At 63.3% G+C, this 17,786-nt stretch carries 16 protein-coding genes; 2 read left to right on the forward strand and 14 right to left on the reverse strand.

Annotation, left to right across the window (positions count from 1 at the left end; translation table 11 throughout):
• Positions 1–7: 7 nt before the first annotated feature.
• The 12 genes from folC to leuC form a co-directional block, all read right to left on the reverse strand.
• Positions 8–1,306: a bifunctional tetrahydrofolate synthase/dihydrofolate synthase gene (folC, locus tag BLU39_RS05200; RefSeq protein WP_092710603.1), complete on the reverse strand. Its 1,299-nt coding sequence runs from the start codon at positions 1,304–1,306 to the stop codon at positions 8–10.
• Positions 1,307–1,440: 134 nt separating this feature from the next.
• On the reverse strand, positions 1,441–2,313 hold the full coding sequence (gene accD / locus BLU39_RS05205; protein ID WP_086136250.1) for an acetyl-CoA carboxylase, carboxyltransferase subunit beta: 873 nt from the start codon (positions 2,311–2,313) through the stop codon (positions 1,441–1,443).
• Positions 2,314–2,511: 198 nt separating this feature from the next.
• Positions 2,512–3,309, reverse strand: coding sequence for a tryptophan synthase subunit alpha (gene trpA, locus BLU39_RS05210; protein WP_092710606.1), 798 nt, complete (start codon positions 3,307–3,309; stop codon positions 2,512–2,514).
• Between the two features lie 99 nt (positions 3,310–3,408).
• A complete protein-coding gene (trpB, locus tag BLU39_RS05215) occupies positions 3,409–4,659 on the reverse strand; it encodes a tryptophan synthase subunit beta (RefSeq protein ID WP_034750528.1) in 1,251 nt (416 codons plus the stop codon).
• Positions 4,652–5,335, reverse strand: coding sequence for a phosphoribosylanthranilate isomerase (locus BLU39_RS05220; protein WP_092710609.1), 684 nt, complete (start codon positions 5,333–5,335; stop codon positions 4,652–4,654). The genes trpB and BLU39_RS05220 overlap by 8 nt, the downstream gene beginning before the upstream one ends.
• Before the next feature lie 21 nt (positions 5,336–5,356).
• Positions 5,357–6,187, reverse strand: a complete 831-nt coding sequence (truA, locus tag BLU39_RS05225; RefSeq protein ID WP_175539216.1) for a tRNA pseudouridine(38-40) synthase TruA — start codon at positions 6,185–6,187, stop codon at positions 5,357–5,359.
• A 46-nt stretch (positions 6,188–6,233) separates the two neighbouring features.
• Entirely contained in the window at positions 6,234–8,693 is a 2,460-nt protein-coding gene (locus BLU39_RS05230) for a motility hub landmark protein FimV (protein ID WP_254788891.1), read from the reverse strand.
• Between the two features lie 244 nt (positions 8,694–8,937).
• On the reverse strand, positions 8,938–10,065 hold the full coding sequence (gene asd, locus BLU39_RS05235; RefSeq protein ID WP_082127896.1) for an aspartate-semialdehyde dehydrogenase: 1,128 nt from the start codon (positions 10,063–10,065) through the stop codon (positions 8,938–8,940).
• Positions 10,066–10,110: 45 nt separating this feature from the next.
• Positions 10,111–11,181 carry a 3-isopropylmalate dehydrogenase gene (leuB, locus tag BLU39_RS05240; RefSeq protein WP_092710619.1) on the reverse strand — a complete coding sequence of 357 codons (1,071 nt, stop codon included), beginning with the start codon at positions 11,179–11,181 and terminating at the stop codon, positions 10,111–10,113.
• A gap of 10 nt (positions 11,182–11,191) precedes the next feature.
• The gene (gene leuD / locus BLU39_RS05245) at positions 11,192–11,839 is read right to left on the reverse strand and encodes a 3-isopropylmalate dehydratase small subunit (protein WP_046685799.1); all 648 of its coding nucleotides are present in this window, start codon (positions 11,837–11,839) and stop codon (positions 11,192–11,194) included.
• A 51-nt stretch (positions 11,840–11,890) separates the two neighbouring features.
• Complete coding sequence (locus tag BLU39_RS05250; protein WP_010400408.1) at positions 11,891–12,013, reverse strand: entericidin A/B family lipoprotein; 123 nt, start codon at positions 12,011–12,013, stop codon at positions 11,891–11,893.
• A 68-nt stretch (positions 12,014–12,081) separates the two neighbouring features.
• Positions 12,082–13,485: a 3-isopropylmalate dehydratase large subunit gene (gene leuC / locus BLU39_RS05255; protein ID WP_092710622.1), complete on the reverse strand. Its 1,404-nt coding sequence runs from the start codon at positions 13,483–13,485 to the stop codon at positions 12,082–12,084.
• Here leuC and BLU39_RS28510 point away from each other — a divergent pair.
• Entirely contained in the window at positions 13,484–13,780 is a 297-nt protein-coding gene (locus tag BLU39_RS28510; RefSeq protein WP_175539217.1) for a hypothetical protein, read from the forward strand. The two genes, leuC and BLU39_RS28510, sit on opposite strands and share 2 nt — an antisense overlap.
• A 34-nt stretch (positions 13,781–13,814) precedes the next feature.
• On the forward strand, positions 13,815–14,945 hold the full coding sequence (locus tag BLU39_RS05260; protein WP_175539218.1) for a S41 family peptidase: 1,131 nt from the start codon (positions 13,815–13,817) through the stop codon (positions 14,943–14,945).
• A 64-nt stretch (positions 14,946–15,009) separates the two neighbouring features.
• Here the strand turns inward: BLU39_RS05260 and BLU39_RS05265 are convergent, their stop codons facing one another.
• Positions 15,010–16,896 carry a chemotaxis protein CheA gene (locus tag BLU39_RS05265; protein WP_092710630.1) on the reverse strand — a complete coding sequence of 629 codons (1,887 nt, stop codon included), beginning with the start codon at positions 16,894–16,896 and terminating at the stop codon, positions 15,010–15,012.
• Positions 16,896–17,750 carry a protein phosphatase CheZ gene (locus BLU39_RS05270; RefSeq protein WP_092710633.1) on the reverse strand — a complete coding sequence of 285 codons (855 nt, stop codon included), beginning with the start codon at positions 17,748–17,750 and terminating at the stop codon, positions 16,896–16,898. The genes BLU39_RS05265 and BLU39_RS05270 overlap by 1 nt, the downstream gene beginning before the upstream one ends.
• Between the last annotated feature and the right edge of the window lie 36 nt (positions 17,751–17,786).

A 17,786-nucleotide genomic window follows, 5' to 3' on the forward strand; every position in this document is an offset into this window, starting at 1 on the left:
GTGCGTTTCAGTGAAGTGAGGATTTTCGGGCCTTCATCACGCCGGCAACGGTGAGGAAAGAACCAAAGACCACAATTCTATCATTCTCACCGGCCCGGCTCATTGCATTTGCAAAAGCTTGTGCCGGATCATCGAAAATAGACACAGTATGTTCGCTGCTGTCGGGCTTGTCTTCGAGCATGATCTGCACCTTGGCGGCCAGCTCGGAAGCCGTGGCCGCGCGCGGCGAAGGCAGGCCCGTCAGGCACCAGTGGTCGACGTGTTCGCGCATCGCGGCCAGTACGCCATCGATATCCTTGTCCTGCATGGAACCGAACACGGCATAGGTGTACGGGTGGAAACCCATGTTGCCGAGGTTCTGGTTCAGCGCCGACGCCGCATGCGGATTGTGCGCCACGTCGAGGATTACGCTGGGACGGCCAGGCAGGACCTGGAAGCGGCCCGGCAGTTCCACCGTCACGAGGCCCGTGCGCACTTCCTGCGCGCCCACGGGCAGTTTCAGCTTCAGCACCTCCAGCGCGGCCAGCACGGCCGTCGCATTGAGGATCTGGTTGGCGCCGCGCAAGCTTGGATACGCGAGCGAATTGCGGCGCTGCTCGCGCCCGCCGTAGTTCCACTGCTGCTTGTCGCCCGAATAATTGAAATCGCGGCCCATCAGCCACAGGTCGGCGCCGATGGCCTCGGCATGATCGATCAAGGATTGGGGCGGCACGGGATCGCTGCAGATGGCCGCCTTGCCCGGACGGAAGATGCCTGCCTTTTCAAAGCCGATCGCTTCGCGCGTGTCGCCCAGGTAATCCGTGTGGTCGATATCGACGCTGGTGACGATGGCCACGTCCGCGTCGATCACGTTGACGGCGTCGAGACGCCCGCCCAGGCCCACTTCCAGGATGGCCACGTCCAGCTGCGCCTGCGACAGCAGATGCAAAATCGCCAGGGTGGTGAATTCGAAATACGTCAGCGGCGTGTCGCCGCGCACGGCTTCGACGGCATTGAAGCTGGCGACGATCTGCTCATCGCTGGCCATCTCGCCCAGCACGCGGGCGCGCTCGTTAAAATCGAGAAAGTGCGGCTTGATGTACAGCCCCACTTTGTAGCCTGCACGCAACAGTACGGATTCCAGCATGGCGCAGGTGGAACCCTTGCCATTCGTGCCCGCCACCATGATCACGGGGCAGGCAAACGCCAGCTGCATGCGTGCCTTGACGGCTTGCACGCGGTCCAGGCCCATGTTGATCTGGGTTTCCGAATGGCGGGTTTCCAGCATGGCAAGCCAGTCCGGCAAGGTGGTGGGGAGATTTTGCATGGGAGACTTCTTGTGTAAGGATGCGCGAGGCAGAGAAACAGGCAACCCTAAACAACATCTGGGGTCGGACCCTCAGGGTCCGACCCCAGCGGTTCATGGGTTCGGGTAAATGGACATTATTCCATTCAATACAATCAAGCCAGGACTTCCACAGCCTGGTTTTGCAACAAGGCCAGCAGGCGGGCGATTTCTTCGCGCATCTGGCGGCGGTCGACGATCATGTCGACGGCGCCCTTGGTGACGAGGAACTCGGCGCGCTGGAAGCCTTCCGGCAGTTTTTCGCGCACGGTGTTTTCAATCACGCGCGGGCCGGCGAAGCCGATCAACGCTTTCGGTTCGGCGATCACCACGTCGCCCATGAAGGCGAACGAGGCGGACACGCCGCCCATGGTCGGGTCGGTCAGCACGCTGATGAATGGCAATTTCTTTTCCGACAGCTTGGTCAGCATGGCCGTGGTTTTCGCCATCTGCATCAGCGACAGCAAGCCTTCCTGCATGCGCGCGCCACCGGTGGCGGTGATGCAAATGAACGGCACTTTCTGTTCCAGCGCGATTTGCGCGCCGCGCACGAAGCGCTCGCCCACGACGGAGCCCATGGAGCCGCCCATGAATTCGAATTCGAAGCACGCCACGACCACCGGCAGGCTCATGATGGCGCCGCCCATGACGACCATCGCATCCGTCTCGCCCGTCGCTTCCATGGCGGATTTCAGGCGGTCCGGGTATTTCTTGCTGTCCTTGAATTTCAAGGTATCGACGGGCAGGATTTCCTGGCCGATTTCATAACGGCCGCCCGCGTCGAGCAGGCTGTCGAGGCGTTCACGCGCGCGGATGCGCATGTGGTGATCGCATTTCGGGCACACGTGCAGATTCGATTCCAGGTCCGTACGGTACAGCACGGCTTCGCACGACGGGCACTTGACCCACAGGCCTTCCGGCATGGTCTTGCGCGCGGCAGCATCCGAACGCTGGATGCGCGGTGGCAGCAGTTTTTCCAACCAACTCATATTTTCTCCTTGGGCCCTTGTAGGGGTAGCGTCGGTGGACGCCCCCGGCAGACGGTAAACGGCGACGCCCCCATAGGGCGCCACCAGAAATTTTATCTATTGCACAATTACAGGCAAATCAGTGGCCGAAGTGTAGCCGTTTATCGCCGGGCTGTCGAACTTTGCCGCCAACGCATCTTGCGTAAACGGCAAGCTTGCTCAGGCGTCCAGTGCGGCGCGGATGCCTGCCGTAAAGCTGCGCACAGCGTCGACGGCGCCGCCTTCCGGGGCATTTTCAATCTCCTGGATGATGCGGCTGCCGATGACGACGGCATCGGCCACCTTGGCAACGGCCTTGGCCGTGGCGCCATCGCGTATGCCGAAGCCCACGCCGATGGGTAATTTTACATGCTGGCGGATGGCCGCGAGGCGCTCTGCCACCTGTTCCGTATCAATGTTGCCGGCGCCCGTGACGCCCTTGAGCGACACATAATAGCTGAAGCCGCCGCCAACCTTGGCCACTTGCGCGATGCGCTCTTCCGTCGAAGTCGGTGCCAAGAGAAAAATCAGGTCCAGGCCCGCTTCGCGCATGGCGGCCGCGAATTGCTCGCACTCCTCCGGCGGATAATCGACGACGATGGCGCCGTCGGCGCCGGCCGCTTGCGCCGCTGCAATGAACGCGGCGCTGCCGATACGCTCGATGGGGTTCGCATAGCCCATCAGCACCACGGGCGTCGTCTGGTTGGTTGCACGGAACTGGCGCACGTAACCGAACACGTCGTGGATGCCGACATTGAATTTCAAGGCCCGCTCGCAGGCGCGCTGGATGACGGGGCCTTCGGCCATGGGGTCGGAAAACGGCACGCCCAGTTCCAGAATGTCGGCGCCGCCCTCGACGAGCGCGTGCATCAGGGGCACGGTGGCGTCGGGGCCGGGGTCGCCGGCGGTGATGAAGGTGACCAGGCCGGTCTTGTTGTTCGATTTCAAATTGGCGAAGGTGGTGGCGATACGGGACATGGTGAGCTTTCGTGGTGATGGATAGAGGAAGTAATTTCAACCCAGGAGCAAAGACCGGGGTCGGACCCTGAGGGTCCGACCCCAGCCGTTATTGGGGCCTTAGGAGAAATTGAGTCCCATGCGTTCCGCCACGGTATGCATGTCCTTGTCGCCACGGCCCGACAGGTTGGCCAGCACGATCTGGTCTTTCGGCAAGGTGGCCGCCAGCTTGGCAGCGTAGGCCAGCGCGTGCGACGATTCCAGGGCCGGGATGATGCCTTCGATATGGCAGCAGTCGTGGAAAGCCTGCAAGGCCTCGTCATCGGTGATCGACACGTATTGCGCGCGGCCCGAGTCTTTCAGCCACGCATGTTCCGGACCCACGCCCGGATAATCGAGGCCGGCCGAGACGGAATGCGTCTCGATGATCTGGCCGTTTTCATCCTGCAGCAGATAGGTGCGGTTGCCGTGCAGCACGCCCGGGAAGCCGGCCGTCAGCGAGGCCGAATGCTTGCCCGTGTCCAGGCCTTCGCCGGCCGCTTCCACGCCGATCAGTTTCACGTCCTTCTGGTCGATATACGGATAAAAAATGCCCATGGCGTTCGAGCCGCCGCCGATACAGGCCAGCACGTAGTCGGGCTGGCGGCCCGTCATTTCCGGCATCTGCACCAGGCATTCCTCGCCGATCACGGACTGGAAGTCGCGCACCATCATCGGATACGGGTGTGGTCCCGCCACGGTGCCGATGATGTAAAAAGTGTTTTCGATGTTCGTGACCCAGTCGCGCATCGCTTCGTTCAGCGCGTCCTTCAAGGTCTTGGAGCCGGACTCCACGGGCACGACGGTGGCGCCAAGCAGTTTCATGCGGTACACGTTCTGCGCCTGGCGCTTGACGTCTTCGCTGCCCATGTAGACCACACATTCAAGGCCGAAGCGGGCGCAGATGGTAGCGGTGGCCACGCCATGCTGTCCCGCGCCCGTCTCGGCGATGATGCGCGGCTTGCCCATGCGCTTGGCCAGCAGGGCCTGGCCGATCACGTTATTGATCTTGTGCGCGCCCGTGTGATTCAAGTCTTCGCGCTTGAAATAGATCTGCGCACCGCCCGCCAGCTCGGACCAGCGCTTGGCGTGGTAGATCGGCGATGGGCGGCCAACAAAATGTTTCAGCTCGTAGCGGAACTCTTCAAGGAATTCAGGGTCGGCGCTGTAACGGGCGTAGGCGTCTTTCAGCTCGGCCAGCGCGTGCGTGAGCGTCTCGGCGACAAAGGAGCCGCCGTAGGGGCCGAAGTGGCCGCGCAGGTCGGGAAACGGATAATCGGTGGCGTGGAACAATGCGGCGGCTGCGCCGGGCGCTGTGGTGTGGTCATTCATGGTTGTTTCCTCTGGCAATGATGGCATCGGCATCCTGCACCGCGGCGATGAACGCGCGGACACGGGATGCGTCCTTGATGCCCTTGGACGCTTCGACACCACTGCTGATGTCGACGGCGTAAGGGCGCACGCGCACCACTGCGTCAGTCGCGTTTTGTACGCTCAAGCCACCACTTAAAACGACCCGAGGCGCGAGTTCTTCTGGAATGAGGGACCAATCGAATACCTTTCCTGCACCGCCATACGCATCCACATAGGTATCCAGCAAGAGGCTGGCAAACAAGGGACTGGCGGCGCGATAGCGCTGTTCGTATTCTAGCAAATCTTCAAAGCTGGTGTCAGGTTTCACCCTGAACACTTGCGTAAACGGCATATTCACGGCCGCGGCCAGCGCCGCGCTGTGCTCGGGCGTCTCGTCGCCATGAAATTGCAGCAGGGACAAGGGCGCAACGGCCCTGGTCGCCTGTATTTCTTCCACGCTGGCGTTGACGAACAGGCCTACCGCCGTCACATAGGGCGGCACGGCGGCGATCAGGGCAGCCGCCTGTTCGGGCGTCACGTAGCGGGGGCTTTTCGGATAAAACACGAAACCGATGGCGTCGGCGCCCGCCGCCACGACGGCCTGGATATCTTCGGCGCGGGTCAGGCCGCAGATCTTGATGCGTGTGCGTGGCATGGCTTTTCCTTGAAGTAAACGTCAGAACCAGGGCAAGGCACTGCTGCTGTCTTGCGGCAATGCCCACTTCGGATCGTAATCGATCTGCGCCAGGTACAGGCCGTCCGGCATGAAGGTGGGCGCGGCCGCGTGGCGGTCCTTGCTTTCCAGCAAGTGCCCGAGCCATTCCGGCTTTTCGCGCCCCGTGCCGATGTAGACGAGCGAACCGACGAGGTTGCGCACCATGTGGTGCAGGAAGGCATTGGCCGTTATCGTAAAGATCACGCAATCGCCGCGCCGCTCGATGCGGATGTCATGCATGAGCTTGACGGGAGACTTGGCCTGGCATTGCGCCGCGCGGAAGGCCGTGAAGTCGTGCCAGCCCAAGAGCGGCTGCACGGCCTGGCGCATCAGTTCCACGTCCAGCGGACGGAAAAAGAAGCCGGCGCGCCCTTCCACCAGTGGCGAACGGGTGGCGTTGTTGTACAACACATAATGATAGGTGCGCGCGCGGGCGCTGAAGCGGGCGTGGAAGAAATCGTTGACCGTCGGGTCGCCTTCGAGTTCCCTGGCCCAGCGCACGGCGATGGATTTGGGCAGGAAGGCGTTGACGCCGCGCACCCACGAGTGCACGTCGCGGCTCAGTTCCGTATCGAAGTGCACGACTTGCTCGAGCGCATGCACACCCGTATCCGTGCGGCCGGCGCAGGTGGTGGCCAGGCGCACGCGGGCAAACTGCTCCAGCGCGTTTTCCAGCTGGTCCTGCACCGTTTGCCCGTCTTCCTGTTTCTGGTATCCATGCCAGGCCGTGCCGTCGTACTGCAGGCCGAGGACGATGCGCTTCAATGGCGTTGCTGTCGTAATATTTTGCATCGAAGCATTATACCGGCGCGACAGCCTGCCGCGCCGGCGGGCATTGCTAGCTAAGCAGCGCCTTCATTGTGTTCGCCTTGGCGACCTGCTCTTCGCTACCGCCCTTGATGACCTCATCGATCAGCTCGCGCGCGCCTTCCTTGTCGCCGATTTCCTGGTAAGCGATCGCCAGGTCCAGCTTGGTATCCATTTCCATGTGGATGGCCGACAGCGGGTCGTCCACGCCCACGCTGGCCGTCTTGCCGTCGTTGAGGTCCAGGTCGATGCCGGACAGGTCGAACTCCTGTGCCGGCGGCATGGCTTCTGGCAAGCTCGCTGGCGTTTGCGCATCGTCGAACAGGCTGTCGATGGAAGGCTCGGCCGCCGCGACCGGCGCGGCAGCCGGCGCCACGGGCTCGTCGAGGTCGAAATGGGCCAGGTCGATATCCTTCAGCGGATCAGGCAGCGGCGCCAGGCCGGCACCCACGCCATTGACGGGGCCGGCAGGCGGCTCCAGGTCCAGGCCGAAATCCATGCTGGCGTCATAGTGCGCATCGTGCGCGGCGGAGACCGGCTTGCTGTCCGGTCCCGGCATGACGATCGGGTCGCCGGTGGTGACGGGCTCGAAATCGAGGCTGTCGAGGTCGAAATCGAGGGGATCGCGCGCATCGCGGGCCGTCACGGAGGACACCGGCTCGGCCGGCGGTGCTGGCGGCTCGTCGGGCAAGTCCATGCTCTGGCCATGCAAGTCGTCGCCGGCGCCCTTGCTCAGGCTGACGACGGCGTCGTCTTCCGTATCGCCATACAGGGGATTGGTGGGATCGAGCGCCAGGCCCAGCGCGGCCGCTTGCGGCCACTCTTCGCCCTGACCCCGCGTCAAACTGTACAGTTCGCTGGCCTGGTCTTCAAACGCGCGCACGTCGCTGCGGGCGGAATAGATTTCCAGCAGCTTCAGGCGGGCCGCATGGCGTTCCGGATGGATGCGCAAAGCTTCCTTGAGAATATCTTCCGCCTGGCCATCGCGGCCGTAGGCGATATACACGTCCGCTTCGGCGACCGGGTCCGTTTCATTCGCGTCGAGCATGCTGGCGCCCGCCGCGGCAGCCACGCCGGCAGCGACGGTGCCCGTGCCGAACAGGTGGTTGCTCGCTTCGGACTGCTGGTCTTCCGGCGCCAGGCCGGCTGGCGGCGCGACGGGCGCTTCCGGTTCGAAGACGGGGGCCACGCTCTCTGGCGCGGGCGGCGGCACGTCCTTGCGGCGGCGCGCGACCACCAGCGCCGCCACGGCGGCCAGCAAGGCGGCGATGCCGATGCCGATGGCGCCCAGGTGGTCATTGATCTTGTCGGTGATGGTCGGTTCCAGCGGCGACGGTTTCTTCGCCAGCGGCACCGGTTTCGCTTTCGGGACGGGCGGCTGCGCCTCGGCTGGCACGCTGGCAACAGCCGGCGAGCTTGCCAATGCACTGGCGGCGGTTTCGGCCGGCTTGGCGGGCGCGGGAGCGCTCTTGTCGGCCATGGCCTTGTTCTTGACCGCCATCAGCTTTTCCAGGTCGCTGACGTTCTTTTCCAGCTCCTTGACGCGGGCCGCCGCTTCATCGACCTGTTTCGCCTTGGCGATCTTGTCTTCCTCGCTGGCGACGGCGCTCTTGCCGGCCGACTTGGCCGCCGGCTCCGCCTTCGACAGTTTCAGCTTGTCTTGCGACTCGCTCACGGCCGTCGGCTTTTCCTGCACCTTGGTCGCGCCGATCTTGCCGGCCGTGCTTTGCGTCGCTTCCGCCGCCTTGGCCGGCTTGCTTTGCGACACCTGGCCCGCCAGCTTGTTGCGGTAGGCTTCGAAATCGATGGCGTGCGCCGTCACGATGGCCTTCGCTTCGGCAGCGCCCGTGGCGCGCACGGCGTCCGCGCCCGGCACGGCCAGGATGCGCCCGGCCTGCATGCGGTTCATGTTCTCGCCCTTGAAGGCGTCGGGATTGGCGCGGTACAGGGCCACGAGCATCATGTCGAGCGAGACGCCCGCCGGCTTCAGTTCGCTGGCGATGCGGCTCAGCGTATCGCCCGTCCTGACCTTGTACTCGCCTGCCGCCTTTTTCGGCGCAGCATCAGCGGCCGCGGCAGCCGGCTTGGCCTTGCCTGGCTCGACTGGCGCCGTCACTTGCGCGCCGCGCGTCTGGCGCGCTTCGGGCGTGTCGAGCACGAACGCATATTCGCGTACCTGGCGTCCGCTCTTGCTGCTCAGCTCCAGCAACAGGTCGACCATCGGTTCGGCCACCGGCTGCGCCGAACTGATGCGGATGAAGGGCTTGCCATTGCGGTTTTCCACGGCAAACGTCAAGGCATTCAGCGCGGGATTGAATTCCACGTTGGCCTGGCGGTAGGCGTCCGGCGGCGCCAGCTTGGCCAGCAGGCTGGTCGCCTCGCCTGGCTTGACGGCCGACAATTCGACCTCGGCGCGCAACGGCTGGCCGGCGGCGGACAGCACCGTGATCTTGCCCAGCTCGGCTGCGGATGCCGCCGGTGACAACAACACCGCACAGGCGACAGCGCTGCTGAGTGTTTTAATGGCAAGGGAGGCGACCCGGGGACGAATGTGTACAGGCATAGTTGGCGGCATCTTAGTTGACATGGGAAAACTGTTACTTTTCCAGAGGTATCAACATATCATCATGCCCAGAGCTATGCAAGCTCCGCATGGTTGAGCCTTGACGGGCTCGGGACGAAAAAAAAGCCGGGAAAACAGCCCCGGCTTGATCTTGATCAGCAATTTGTGGCGATTACGCGTCGAGCAAAATACGCAGCATGCGGCGCAGCGGCTCGGCCGCGCCCCACAGCAACTGGTCGCCCACGGTGAACGCGGACAGGTATTCGCCGCCCATGCTCATCTTGCGCACGCGGCCGACGGGAATCGTCAGGCTGCCCGTCACGGCCGCCGGCGACAGGTCGCGCACGGACGCTTCGCGCGTGTTCGGCACGAATTTCACCCATTCATTGTTGCTGGCGATGATGTCGTTGATTTCATCGAGCGGCACGTCTTTTTTCAGCTTGATGGTCAAGGCTTGCGAATGGCAGCGCATGGCGCCGATGCGCACGCACAGGCCGTCGACGGGAATTTCCTTGGTGCCGAAATCGATGCCGCGACCGAGGATCTTGTTCGTTTCCGCGCCCGCCTTCCACTCTTCCTTCGACTGGCCGTTGCCCAGGTCCTTGTCGATCCACGGGATCAGGTTGCCGGCCAGCGGCGCACCGAACTGCTTGATTTCATCCGGGGAATAGCCGTGCTGGGTAGCCAGCACCTGGCGGTCGATTTCCAGGATGGCGGAAGCGGGGTTGTCCAGCAGCGCCTTGACGGAACCGTTGATGGTGCCGAACTGCGTCAGCAGTTCGCGCATGTGCTGCGCGCCGCCGCCCGATGCCGCCTGGTAGGTCATCGACGTCATCCAGTCGATCAAATCGTGCTGGAACAGGCCGCCCAGGCCCATCATCATGCACGACACGGTGCAATTGCCGCCGATATAGTTCTTGACGCCCTTGCCCAGCGCATCCTTGATGACGTGCAGGTTGACGGGGTCGAGCACGATGACGGCGTCTTTTTCCATGCGCAAGGTCGAGGCCGCATCGATCCAGTAGCCATTCCAGCCGCTGGCGCGCAGCTGCGGGAAGACGGCGCTCGTGTAGTCGCCGCCCTGGCAGGAAATGATGATGTCGCACTTGGACAGTTCGGCGATGTTGTTGGCATCCTTCAGGATGGTTTCATTCTTCGCCATGGCCGGCGCCGAGCCGCCCGTGTTCGAAGTGGTGAAAAACACCGGTTCGATGTGGGCGAAATCGCCCTCTTCCTGCATGCGTTGCATCAGGACCGAACCGACCATACCGCGCCAACCTACCAAGCCAACTAATTTCATTACCATTCCTCAAGATGAGACGGCGACTGCCGTCATTAGACTATTTTATCCCAGTGCTTTTACAACTGCATCACCCATGGCCTCGGTACCGACCAAAGTCGTGCCCGCTTCGTGGATGTCGGCCGTGCGCAAGCCCTGCGCCAGCACTTGCTTGACGGCGGCTTCCACCCGGTCCGCCTGCTCTGCGCGGTTCAGCGAATAGCGCAGCATCATGGCGGCCGACAAGATCGTCGCCAGCGGATTGGCGATGCCCTTGCCCGCGATATCGGGCGCCGAACCGTGCGATGGTTCGTACAGGCCCTTGTTGTTGGCGTCCAGCGAGGCCGACGGCAGCATGCCGATCGAGCCCGTCAACATGGCGGCCGCATCGGACAGGATGTCGCCGAACATGTTGCCGGTCACCATGACGTCGAACTTCTTCGGCGCCCGCACCAGTTGCATGGCCGCGTTATCGACATACATGTGGTCGAGCGCCACGTCCGGGTATTCCTTGTGCACGTCGGTGACGATGTCTTTCCAGAACTGGAACGTTTCCAGCACGTTCGCCTTGTCCACGCTGGTCAGGCGCTTGTCGCGCTTTTGCGCAGCCTGGAACGCCACGTGGGCGATGCGGCGGATTTCGCCTTCCGCATAGCGCATGGTGTCAAAACCTTCGCGCTGGCCCTTGAACGGACCATCCGGGCACTCGCGCACGCCGCGGGGCTGGCCGAAATAAATGTCGCCCGTCAATTCGCGGATGATCAAAATGTCCAGGCCGGACACCACTTCCGGCTTCAGGGTCGAGGCGCCCGCCAGTTCCGGATACAAAATGGCCGGACGCAGGTTGGCGAACAGGCCCAGGTTCTTGCGCAAGCCCAGGATCGCTTGCTCCGGACGGAACTGGCGCTCCAGGTTGTCATATTTATAGTCGCCGACGGCGCCGAACAGCACGGCATCGGCCGCTTTCGCCAGGGCCAAGGTACCTTCCGGCAAGGGGTGGCCATGGGCCGCATAGCCGGCGCCGCCCACGGGCGCCGTTTCCAGCTCGAACGATTCGCCCAGCACGTTCAAGACCTTGACGGCTTGCGCGACGATTTCAGGACCGATCCCGTCGCCGGGTAAGATTGCAATTTTCATGGAGTGATCTTTAGATGACGTTGGCCAGCCAGGGCTGATTGTTCAAATGGCGTTCTTCGAAGGCGCGGATGTCGTCGGCGTGGCGCAGGGTCAGGCCGATATCGTCGAGGCCATTCATCAGGCAATATTTGCGGAAGGCGTCGATCTCGAATGGATACGACACGGAACCATTGCTGGTGCGCACGCACTGCTGCTCCAGGTCCACCACCAGCTTGTAGCCGGGGAAAGCCTTGACTTCATTGAACAGGTGCTCGACCTGGCTTTCCGACAGCACGATGGGCAGCAAGCCGTTCTTGTAGCAGTTGTTGAAGAAGATGTCGGCAAACGATGGCGCGATGATGGCGCGGAAGCCATATTGATCCAGAGCCCACGGCGCGTGTTCGCGCGAGGAGCCGCAGCCGAAGTTCTTGCGCGTGAGCAAGATGGAAGCGCCCTGGTAGCGCGGCTCGTTGAGCACGAACTCGGGGTTCAGCGGGCGGCGGCTGTTGTCCTGGCCCGGCTCGCCATGGTCGAGGTAGCGCCATTCGTCGAACAGGTTGGGGCCGAAGCCGCTGCGGTGGATCGATTTCAGGAATTGCTTCGGGATAATCGCGTCGGTGTCGACGTTGGCGCGGTCCAGCGGGGCCACCAGGCCTTCGTAAATCGTAAATTTATCCATGCTGTTTCTACTCGGTAAGACGCGCGGCGCAGGGCGCCGGCACGTCACGGTTTATTTTCCGCCGGCGCCAGTGACAACCTGGCCGACTTTCTGCACGTCGCGGCCGATGCCGGAGACGGTGTTGCAGCCAGACAGGATGACGGTGGCGATGAGGAGGGCAAAGAGTTTTTTCATGATGAGTTCTCGATAAGAAAGATAGGACTGATAACGCTAGTGTAAACCAGCGGCGCCAGTCCCTTCCGTCATCGCAATCCCCGCACGTCGACAAAGTGGCCGGCGATGCCCGCCGCGGCCGCCATCGCTGGCGACACCAGGTGGGTACGGCCGCCCTGCCCTTGCCGGCCTTCGAAATTGCGGTTCGACGTGGAAGCGCAGCGTTCGCCCGGTTCGAGGCGGTCCGCATTCATGGCCAGGCACATGGAGCAGCCCGGCTCGCGCCATTCGAAGCCGGCATCCTTGAAGATGCGGTCCAGTCCTTCGCGCTCGGCCAGGTCCTTGACAAGGCCGGAACCGGGCACGACCAGCGCCAGGGTGACATTTGAGGCGCGGTACTTGCCGCGCACCACGGCGGCGGCGGCGCGCAAATCCTCGATGCGCGAATTGGTGCAGGAACCGATGAAGACCTTGTCGATGCGGATGTCTTCGATGGCCGTGTTCGGCTTGAGGTTCATGTAGACGAGCGCCTTTTCCATCGCATCGCGCTTGACGCTGTCTTTTTCCAGGTCGGGATCGGGCACGCGGCCATTGATGCCCGTCACCATTTCGGGCGACGTGCCCCAGGTCACTTGCGGCACGATGTCGGCGGCATTGAGGGTGACGACGAGGTCGAAGCGGGCGCCCGGGTCCGAATGCAGGGTGCGCCAGTAGGCCACGGCGCGCTCCCAGTGCGGACCGGCCGGCGAAAACGGACGGCCCTTGACGTAATTGATGGTGGTGTCGTCAACGCCGATGATGCCGGCGCGCGCGCCCGCCTCGATGGCCATGTTGCACACCGTCATGCGCCCTTCCATCGACAGCGCGCGGATGGCCGAGCCGCCGAACTCGATACAGTAGCCCGTGCCGCCGGCCGTGCCGATCTTGCCGATGATGGCCAGCACGATATCCTTGGCCGTCACGCCGGCCGGCAATGCGCCGTCGACTTGCACCAGCATGGATTTGGATTTCTTTTGCAGCAAGGTTTGCGTGGCCAGCACGTGTTCCACTTCGGACGTGCCGATGCCGTGCGCCAGCGCGCCGAAAGCGCCATGCGTGGACGTGTGCGAATCGCCGCAGACGACCGTCATGCCGGGCAGGGTCGCGCCCTGTTCGGGGCCGATCACGTGCACGATACCCTGGCGCTTGTCATTCATGTTGAAGTAGGTCAAGCCGTAGTGCTTGGCGTTCTTGTCCAGGGTTTCCACCTGCAGGCGCGAGACCGGATCGGCAATGCCGTCGACCCGGCTGGTGGTGGGCACGTTATGGTCGGCCACGGCCAGGTTGGCGGAAATGCGCCACGGCTGGCGGCCCGCCACGCTGAGGCCATCGAAGGCTTGCGGGCTGGTGACTTCGTGCAGCAGGTGCCGGTCGATGTACAAAATTGTCGTGCCATCATCTTCGGCCCGAACAACGTGGGATTCCCAGAGTTTGTCGTAAAGCGTCTTCATCATGATTTATGCAGCGTTGCCACAGCCTGTAGTAAGTGATCAAGTGATACCAGGTCATACGGTGATCCACAAGGATTATGCCATATATTGCGCGGCACAGAACCGAAACAGGCAAAAGCGTGGGATTGGCGATACAAAGTTTGGCGACATTGTTGGATATGAGCTGGAAATTGCCGATATTGGCTTGCCAGCGGCATTACAAGCCCATCCGCGCGCGGCCTGCCGAAGGACTGACGGCGGCGACAGAAATACATGTTTTTTCCTCAACATTTCGTGTATTGTGTTTCAACAATCATGACCGGCGCATGCGCGCCATCACACAGGGGACTTCGATGAAACTGAACTTGTTGGCGCTGGCCGCCCTGACCCTGGCCGGCAGCCATGCGGCGGCGGCCACGCCGGGAGACACCTGCGTACAGGACTTGCGCGCCATGGCGCCCTTCCTGCTGGAAAACGACACGGGCGCGCGCCAGCACCTGGAACAAAAGGGACAGGCATATTTCGACCTGGCGCTGGCCACGGCCGCCACGGCGGCGGCCGGCGCGGCGGACGGCAAGGCTTGCGATGCGATCCTGGAAAACTATGCACGCACGTGGCGCAAGGGCCACCTGCACGTAAAGCCAGGCAGCGCGCTCGATATCGCCAAACCGGCGCCGGCGCGCCCCGCCGCACCGGGACAAGCAGCGCCATCAAAGGCACCGGCGCTGCAGATATTGTCGGACTCGACTGTGCTGCTGACCTTGCCCAGCTTTCACGGCAGCTACCGGGCCGCCATGGCCAGCCTGCTCGACACGCACCGCGCGGCCCTGGCGGCGCGTCCCAACTGGATACTCGACGTGCGCCGCAACGGCGGCGGCAGCGACAGCACGTATACGCCGCTGCTGTCCTGGATCAGTTCGGATGAAATCGTCACGATGGGCGCCGAATGGCTGTCCACGCCAGCCAATATTGATGGCCAGGAAAAAGTCTGCGCGCTGCTGGCGCCCGGCGACGAGGCCTGCACCGCCTTTGCGGCCCAGGCCGTAGCGCAGATGCGCAGCGTCAAGCCTGGCCAATACGTGCCGCAGCAAAGCGGCGGCACCATCAGCTATACCCGCCTGGACACGCCGGAGCCGCGCCGGCCGGCGCGCGTGGCCATACTGGTCGACCGCGACTGCGCCAGCTCCTGCGAGGAATTCCTGCTGGCGGCGCGGCAAAGCTTTCATGTGAAATTAATCGGCCGCAACAGCTATGGCGCACTCGATTATTCGAACATGCGCCTGCACATCCTGCCGTCGGGCCAGCGCCACCTGCAATACGCCATCTCGCGCTCGGCCCGCCTGCCGCAACTGCAGGTGGACCTGGCCGGCATCATGCCCGACATCTATTTGCCGCCACCGAAGGACGAGGCGGGCCGCGCCGAGGAAGTGCTGCGCGTGCAGCGCTGGCTGGAAGGCGGCACGCTACGCCCGGACAATATTTGACACCGCTGGCGCCATTAAAAAAGCCCGCTATATCTAGCGGGCTTTCTAACGAATCAAGCAAGCCTCAGGCAGCTAAACGCACGCTACCCCGGCACCCATCCATCAGGAACGACAGGCCCACGACCAGCACCAGCTCGCCTTCGGCCGAGCGGGCCGTGCCCGTGATGCCTTCCACGGTGATGGCCGTCATCGGCTTGATCACGAGGTCGGCCGTGCCATCGACGGCTTCCACGGCCAGAATGTACGGCTGTGGCGCGGCGACGACAATGCCGACGCGCTCGCTGCACGATTCGTAGCCCAGCGAGCTGGCCAGCGACCGTACGGGCAATGGCCGGCCCTGGTCTTTCAGCACGGGCGCGCCGCCCACTTCCATGAAGGTTTCCGGCAATTCGACGACGCGCTGCACCACGGCCATCGGCAGCGCCAGCGCGGCGCCCGAGGTCGAGACCAGCATGGTCGGCACGATCGACAGTTCGATCGGCAGGCGGATGGCGAACTTCGTGCCCTTGCCCAGCATGGATTCGATGTGGATGGCGCCGCGGTTTTTCTCCACGGCCGTCTTCACCACGTCCATGCCCACGCCGCGCCCGGAAACGCTGGAGGCGACTTCCTTGGTCGAGAAGCCCGGCAGGAACACCAGCTGGAAGCATTCGTCGTTGCTCAACTGCGCGTTTTCGCTGATCAAGCCCTTTTGCTGGGCCTTGCTGCGCAGGAAGACCGGGTCCATGCCCTTGCCGTCATCCTGCAGCACGATCATGACGCTGTTCGCTTCCTGCCATGCCTTGAGTGAAATATACGATTTGGCGGGCTTGCCTGCGGCCAGGCGCGCTTCCGGCGATTCCACGCCATGGTCGAGCGAGTTGCGCAGCATGTGCACGAGCGGATCGTACAGGCTGTCCACGACGACGCGGTCGACTTCCGTCTCCGCGCCTTCGATGGTCAGCTCGACATCCTTGCCCAGGTCTTTTGCCAGTTCGCGCACGAGGCGCGGGAACTTCTGGAACAGACGGCCGACGGGCTGCATGCGCGTGGCCAGGGTGGCCCGCTGCAGTTCCGTCGAGTAGCGCGAAGCGCGTTCCAGGGTTTCCGCCAGGGTCGCCATCAGGGTGGCGGCCTGGCCTTCGAATTTGAATTGCAGCAAGCGCTCGAGCAGCACGGCGGCCTGATTGGCGGCCTGTACGGATTCGCCGGCCACTTCCAGCAACGCGTCGAGCTTGACGGCGTCGACGCGGATGCTGTCTTCCTTGACGGGCGCGGCATGGCGTACTTCCGGACGCTCTTCGCGCCGTTCGTTGCCATCCCAGGCCTTGGCGGCCGGCTTGGCGGCGGCAGCGGCAGGCGCGGCGACCACGGCGGCAGGCGCAGCGGCGACGGCGGACACGGGTGCGGCGGCGATCTGGCTAGCGGCCGGCACGACGGCGTTGTACATGGCTTCCCAGTCCAGGCCATCGGCGCTGGCGGTGGACACGGCGGCGGCAGGCGCCGCAGCAGCAACTTCGACGGCCTCGGCAACGGGCACGGCCACTTCCGCCACCACGGCGGCGGCAGGCGCAGGCGCATCCATGCCCTTGCCTTCGATGGCGTTCGTCAGGATGTGTTCCAGCTCTTCCGGCATGGCGGGCAAGCTTTCCGGCGCGGAACCATTGGCCAGTTCCGTCAGCTGGTCGGCCACGAAACCGGACGCCTGCAGCGCCGCCTCGATGGCGATCGGGGTGACGGGCGCGGCGCCCGTGCGCAAGGCGTCGAACAGGTTTTCCGTCAGATGGCAGGCCGCCACCAGCGCGGGCAAGCCCATGAAGCCGGCGCCGCCCTTGATGGTGTGGAAGGAACGAAACACGGCATTCAGTGTTTCCTTGTTGTCAGGATCGCGCTCGAGGCGCAATAAGTGCTCTTCAACATTAACCGCAAGATCCATCGCCTCGACGACGAAATCCTTGAGCATATCGTCCATTAGAATCCCAAATCCGCAAGAAGGTCGTCTACATTATCCTGGTCCAGCGCCACCGATGGCACGGACGGGCCCTGCATCAGCGGCACCGGCTTTTGCGCCAGTTTCTCGCGTACTTCGGCCGGCGCGTTGTCGCGCAGCAGCTGGGCCAGTTCGTTTTCCACCGTCTTGGTGATGTTGACCACTTTTTTGATCAGCTGGCCCGTGATGTCTTGGAAGTCCTGCGCCATCATGATTTCCAGCAAGCGCGCTTTTTCCGCTTCCGTTGCTTCGGCAACGGCTTGCGCGAACTGGCGCGAGTCGCCGGCCAGGGCCTTGAATTCTTCCAGGCTCAGCTTGCCGTCGAACAGGGCCGTCCAGCGGCCGTCCATGTCCTTGGCCTTCTTCGACAGCACGTCTTGCGCCGGCATGCCTTCATCGAGCGTGTTCAGGACCTTGTTGGCGGCCTGTTCCGTCAGGGTGGCGACGTATTCCAGGCGGTCCTGGGCGTCGACGATTTGCGACGACGCTTCCGTCAATGCCTTGTCGTAGCCCAGTTCGCGCAGCGAATCGTGCAGCAGGCGCACGATGCCGCCCAGGCGCTCGAACATCGGCTTGTCGGACTGGTCGACGGGGTCGGCCGCGTCGCCAGGCGCGTCGGCGCTGGCCGCGGACGCCACTTCCGGCGCGGCTGGCGTTTCGGCCGCGGCGGCTGCCGGCACGGCGGCGCTGGCCGACACGGAGTCGAACAGCGCGTCGAAATCGTCTTCCGCAATCACGGCGGGAGCGGGCGCGGCAGGCGCGGGCTGAGCCGCAGCCGCACTTTGCGCAGATACTTCATCGAATAATGCATCGAAATCATCAGCGGCGTTGGTCATATCCCTGCTTCTCCATAATTTGTCAAAATTCCGCCT

Origin of the sequence: Janthinobacterium sp. OK676 (assembly GCF_900103595.1) — a bacterium.
In the GTDB taxonomy this organism is placed as follows: Bacteria; Pseudomonadota; Gammaproteobacteria; order Burkholderiales; family Burkholderiaceae_D; genus Janthinobacterium.

What these genes read in the sequence shown, in the direction of transcription:
- folC (WP_092710603.1), bottom strand. Translation starts at nt 1,306, where the DNA reads ATGCAAAATCTCCCCACCACCTTGCCGGACTGGCTTGCCATGCTGGAA.
- accD (WP_086136250.1), bottom strand. Translation starts at nt 2,313, where the DNA reads ATGAGTTGGTTGGAAAAACTGCTGCCACCGCGCATCCAGCGTTCGGAT.
- trpA (WP_092710606.1), bottom strand. Translation starts at nt 3,309, where the DNA reads ATGTCCCGTATCGCCACCACCTTCGCCAATTTGAAATCGAACAACAAG.
- trpB (WP_034750528.1), bottom strand. Translation starts at nt 4,659, where the DNA reads ATGAATGACCACACCACAGCGCCCGGCGCAGCCGCCGCATTGTTCCAC.
- BLU39_RS05220 (WP_092710609.1), bottom strand. Translation starts at nt 5,335, where the DNA reads ATGCCACGCACACGCATCAAGATCTGCGGCCTGACCCGCGCCGAAGAT.
- truA (WP_175539216.1), bottom strand. Translation starts at nt 6,187, where the DNA reads ATGCAAAATATTACGACAGCAACGCCATTGAAGCGCATCGTCCTCGGC.
- asd (WP_082127896.1), bottom strand. Translation starts at nt 10,065, where the DNA reads ATGAAATTAGTTGGCTTGGTAGGTTGGCGCGGTATGGTCGGTTCGGTC.
- leuB (WP_092710619.1), bottom strand. Translation starts at nt 11,181, where the DNA reads ATGAAAATTGCAATCTTACCCGGCGACGGGATCGGTCCTGAAATCGTC.
- leuD (WP_046685799.1), bottom strand. Translation starts at nt 11,839, where the DNA reads ATGGATAAATTTACGATTTACGAAGGCCTGGTGGCCCCGCTGGACCGC.
- BLU39_RS05250 (WP_010400408.1), bottom strand. Translation starts at nt 12,013, where the DNA reads ATGAAAAAACTCTTTGCCCTCCTCATCGCCACCGTCATCCTGTCTGGC.
- BLU39_RS28510 (WP_175539217.1), top strand. Translation starts at nt 13,484, where the DNA reads ATGATTTATGCAGCGTTGCCACAGCCTGTAGTAAGTGATCAAGTGATA.
- leuC (WP_092710622.1), bottom strand. Translation starts at nt 13,485, where the DNA reads ATGATGAAGACGCTTTACGACAAACTCTGGGAATCCCACGTTGTTCGG.
- BLU39_RS05260 (WP_175539218.1), top strand. Translation starts at nt 13,815, where the DNA reads ATGAAACTGAACTTGTTGGCGCTGGCCGCCCTGACCCTGGCCGGCAGC.
- BLU39_RS05265 (WP_092710630.1), bottom strand. Translation starts at nt 16,896, where the DNA reads ATGGACGATATGCTCAAGGATTTCGTCGTCGAGGCGATGGATCTTGCG.
- BLU39_RS05270 (WP_092710633.1), bottom strand. Translation starts at nt 17,750, where the DNA reads ATGACCAACGCCGCTGATGATTTCGATGCATTATTCGATGAAGTATCT.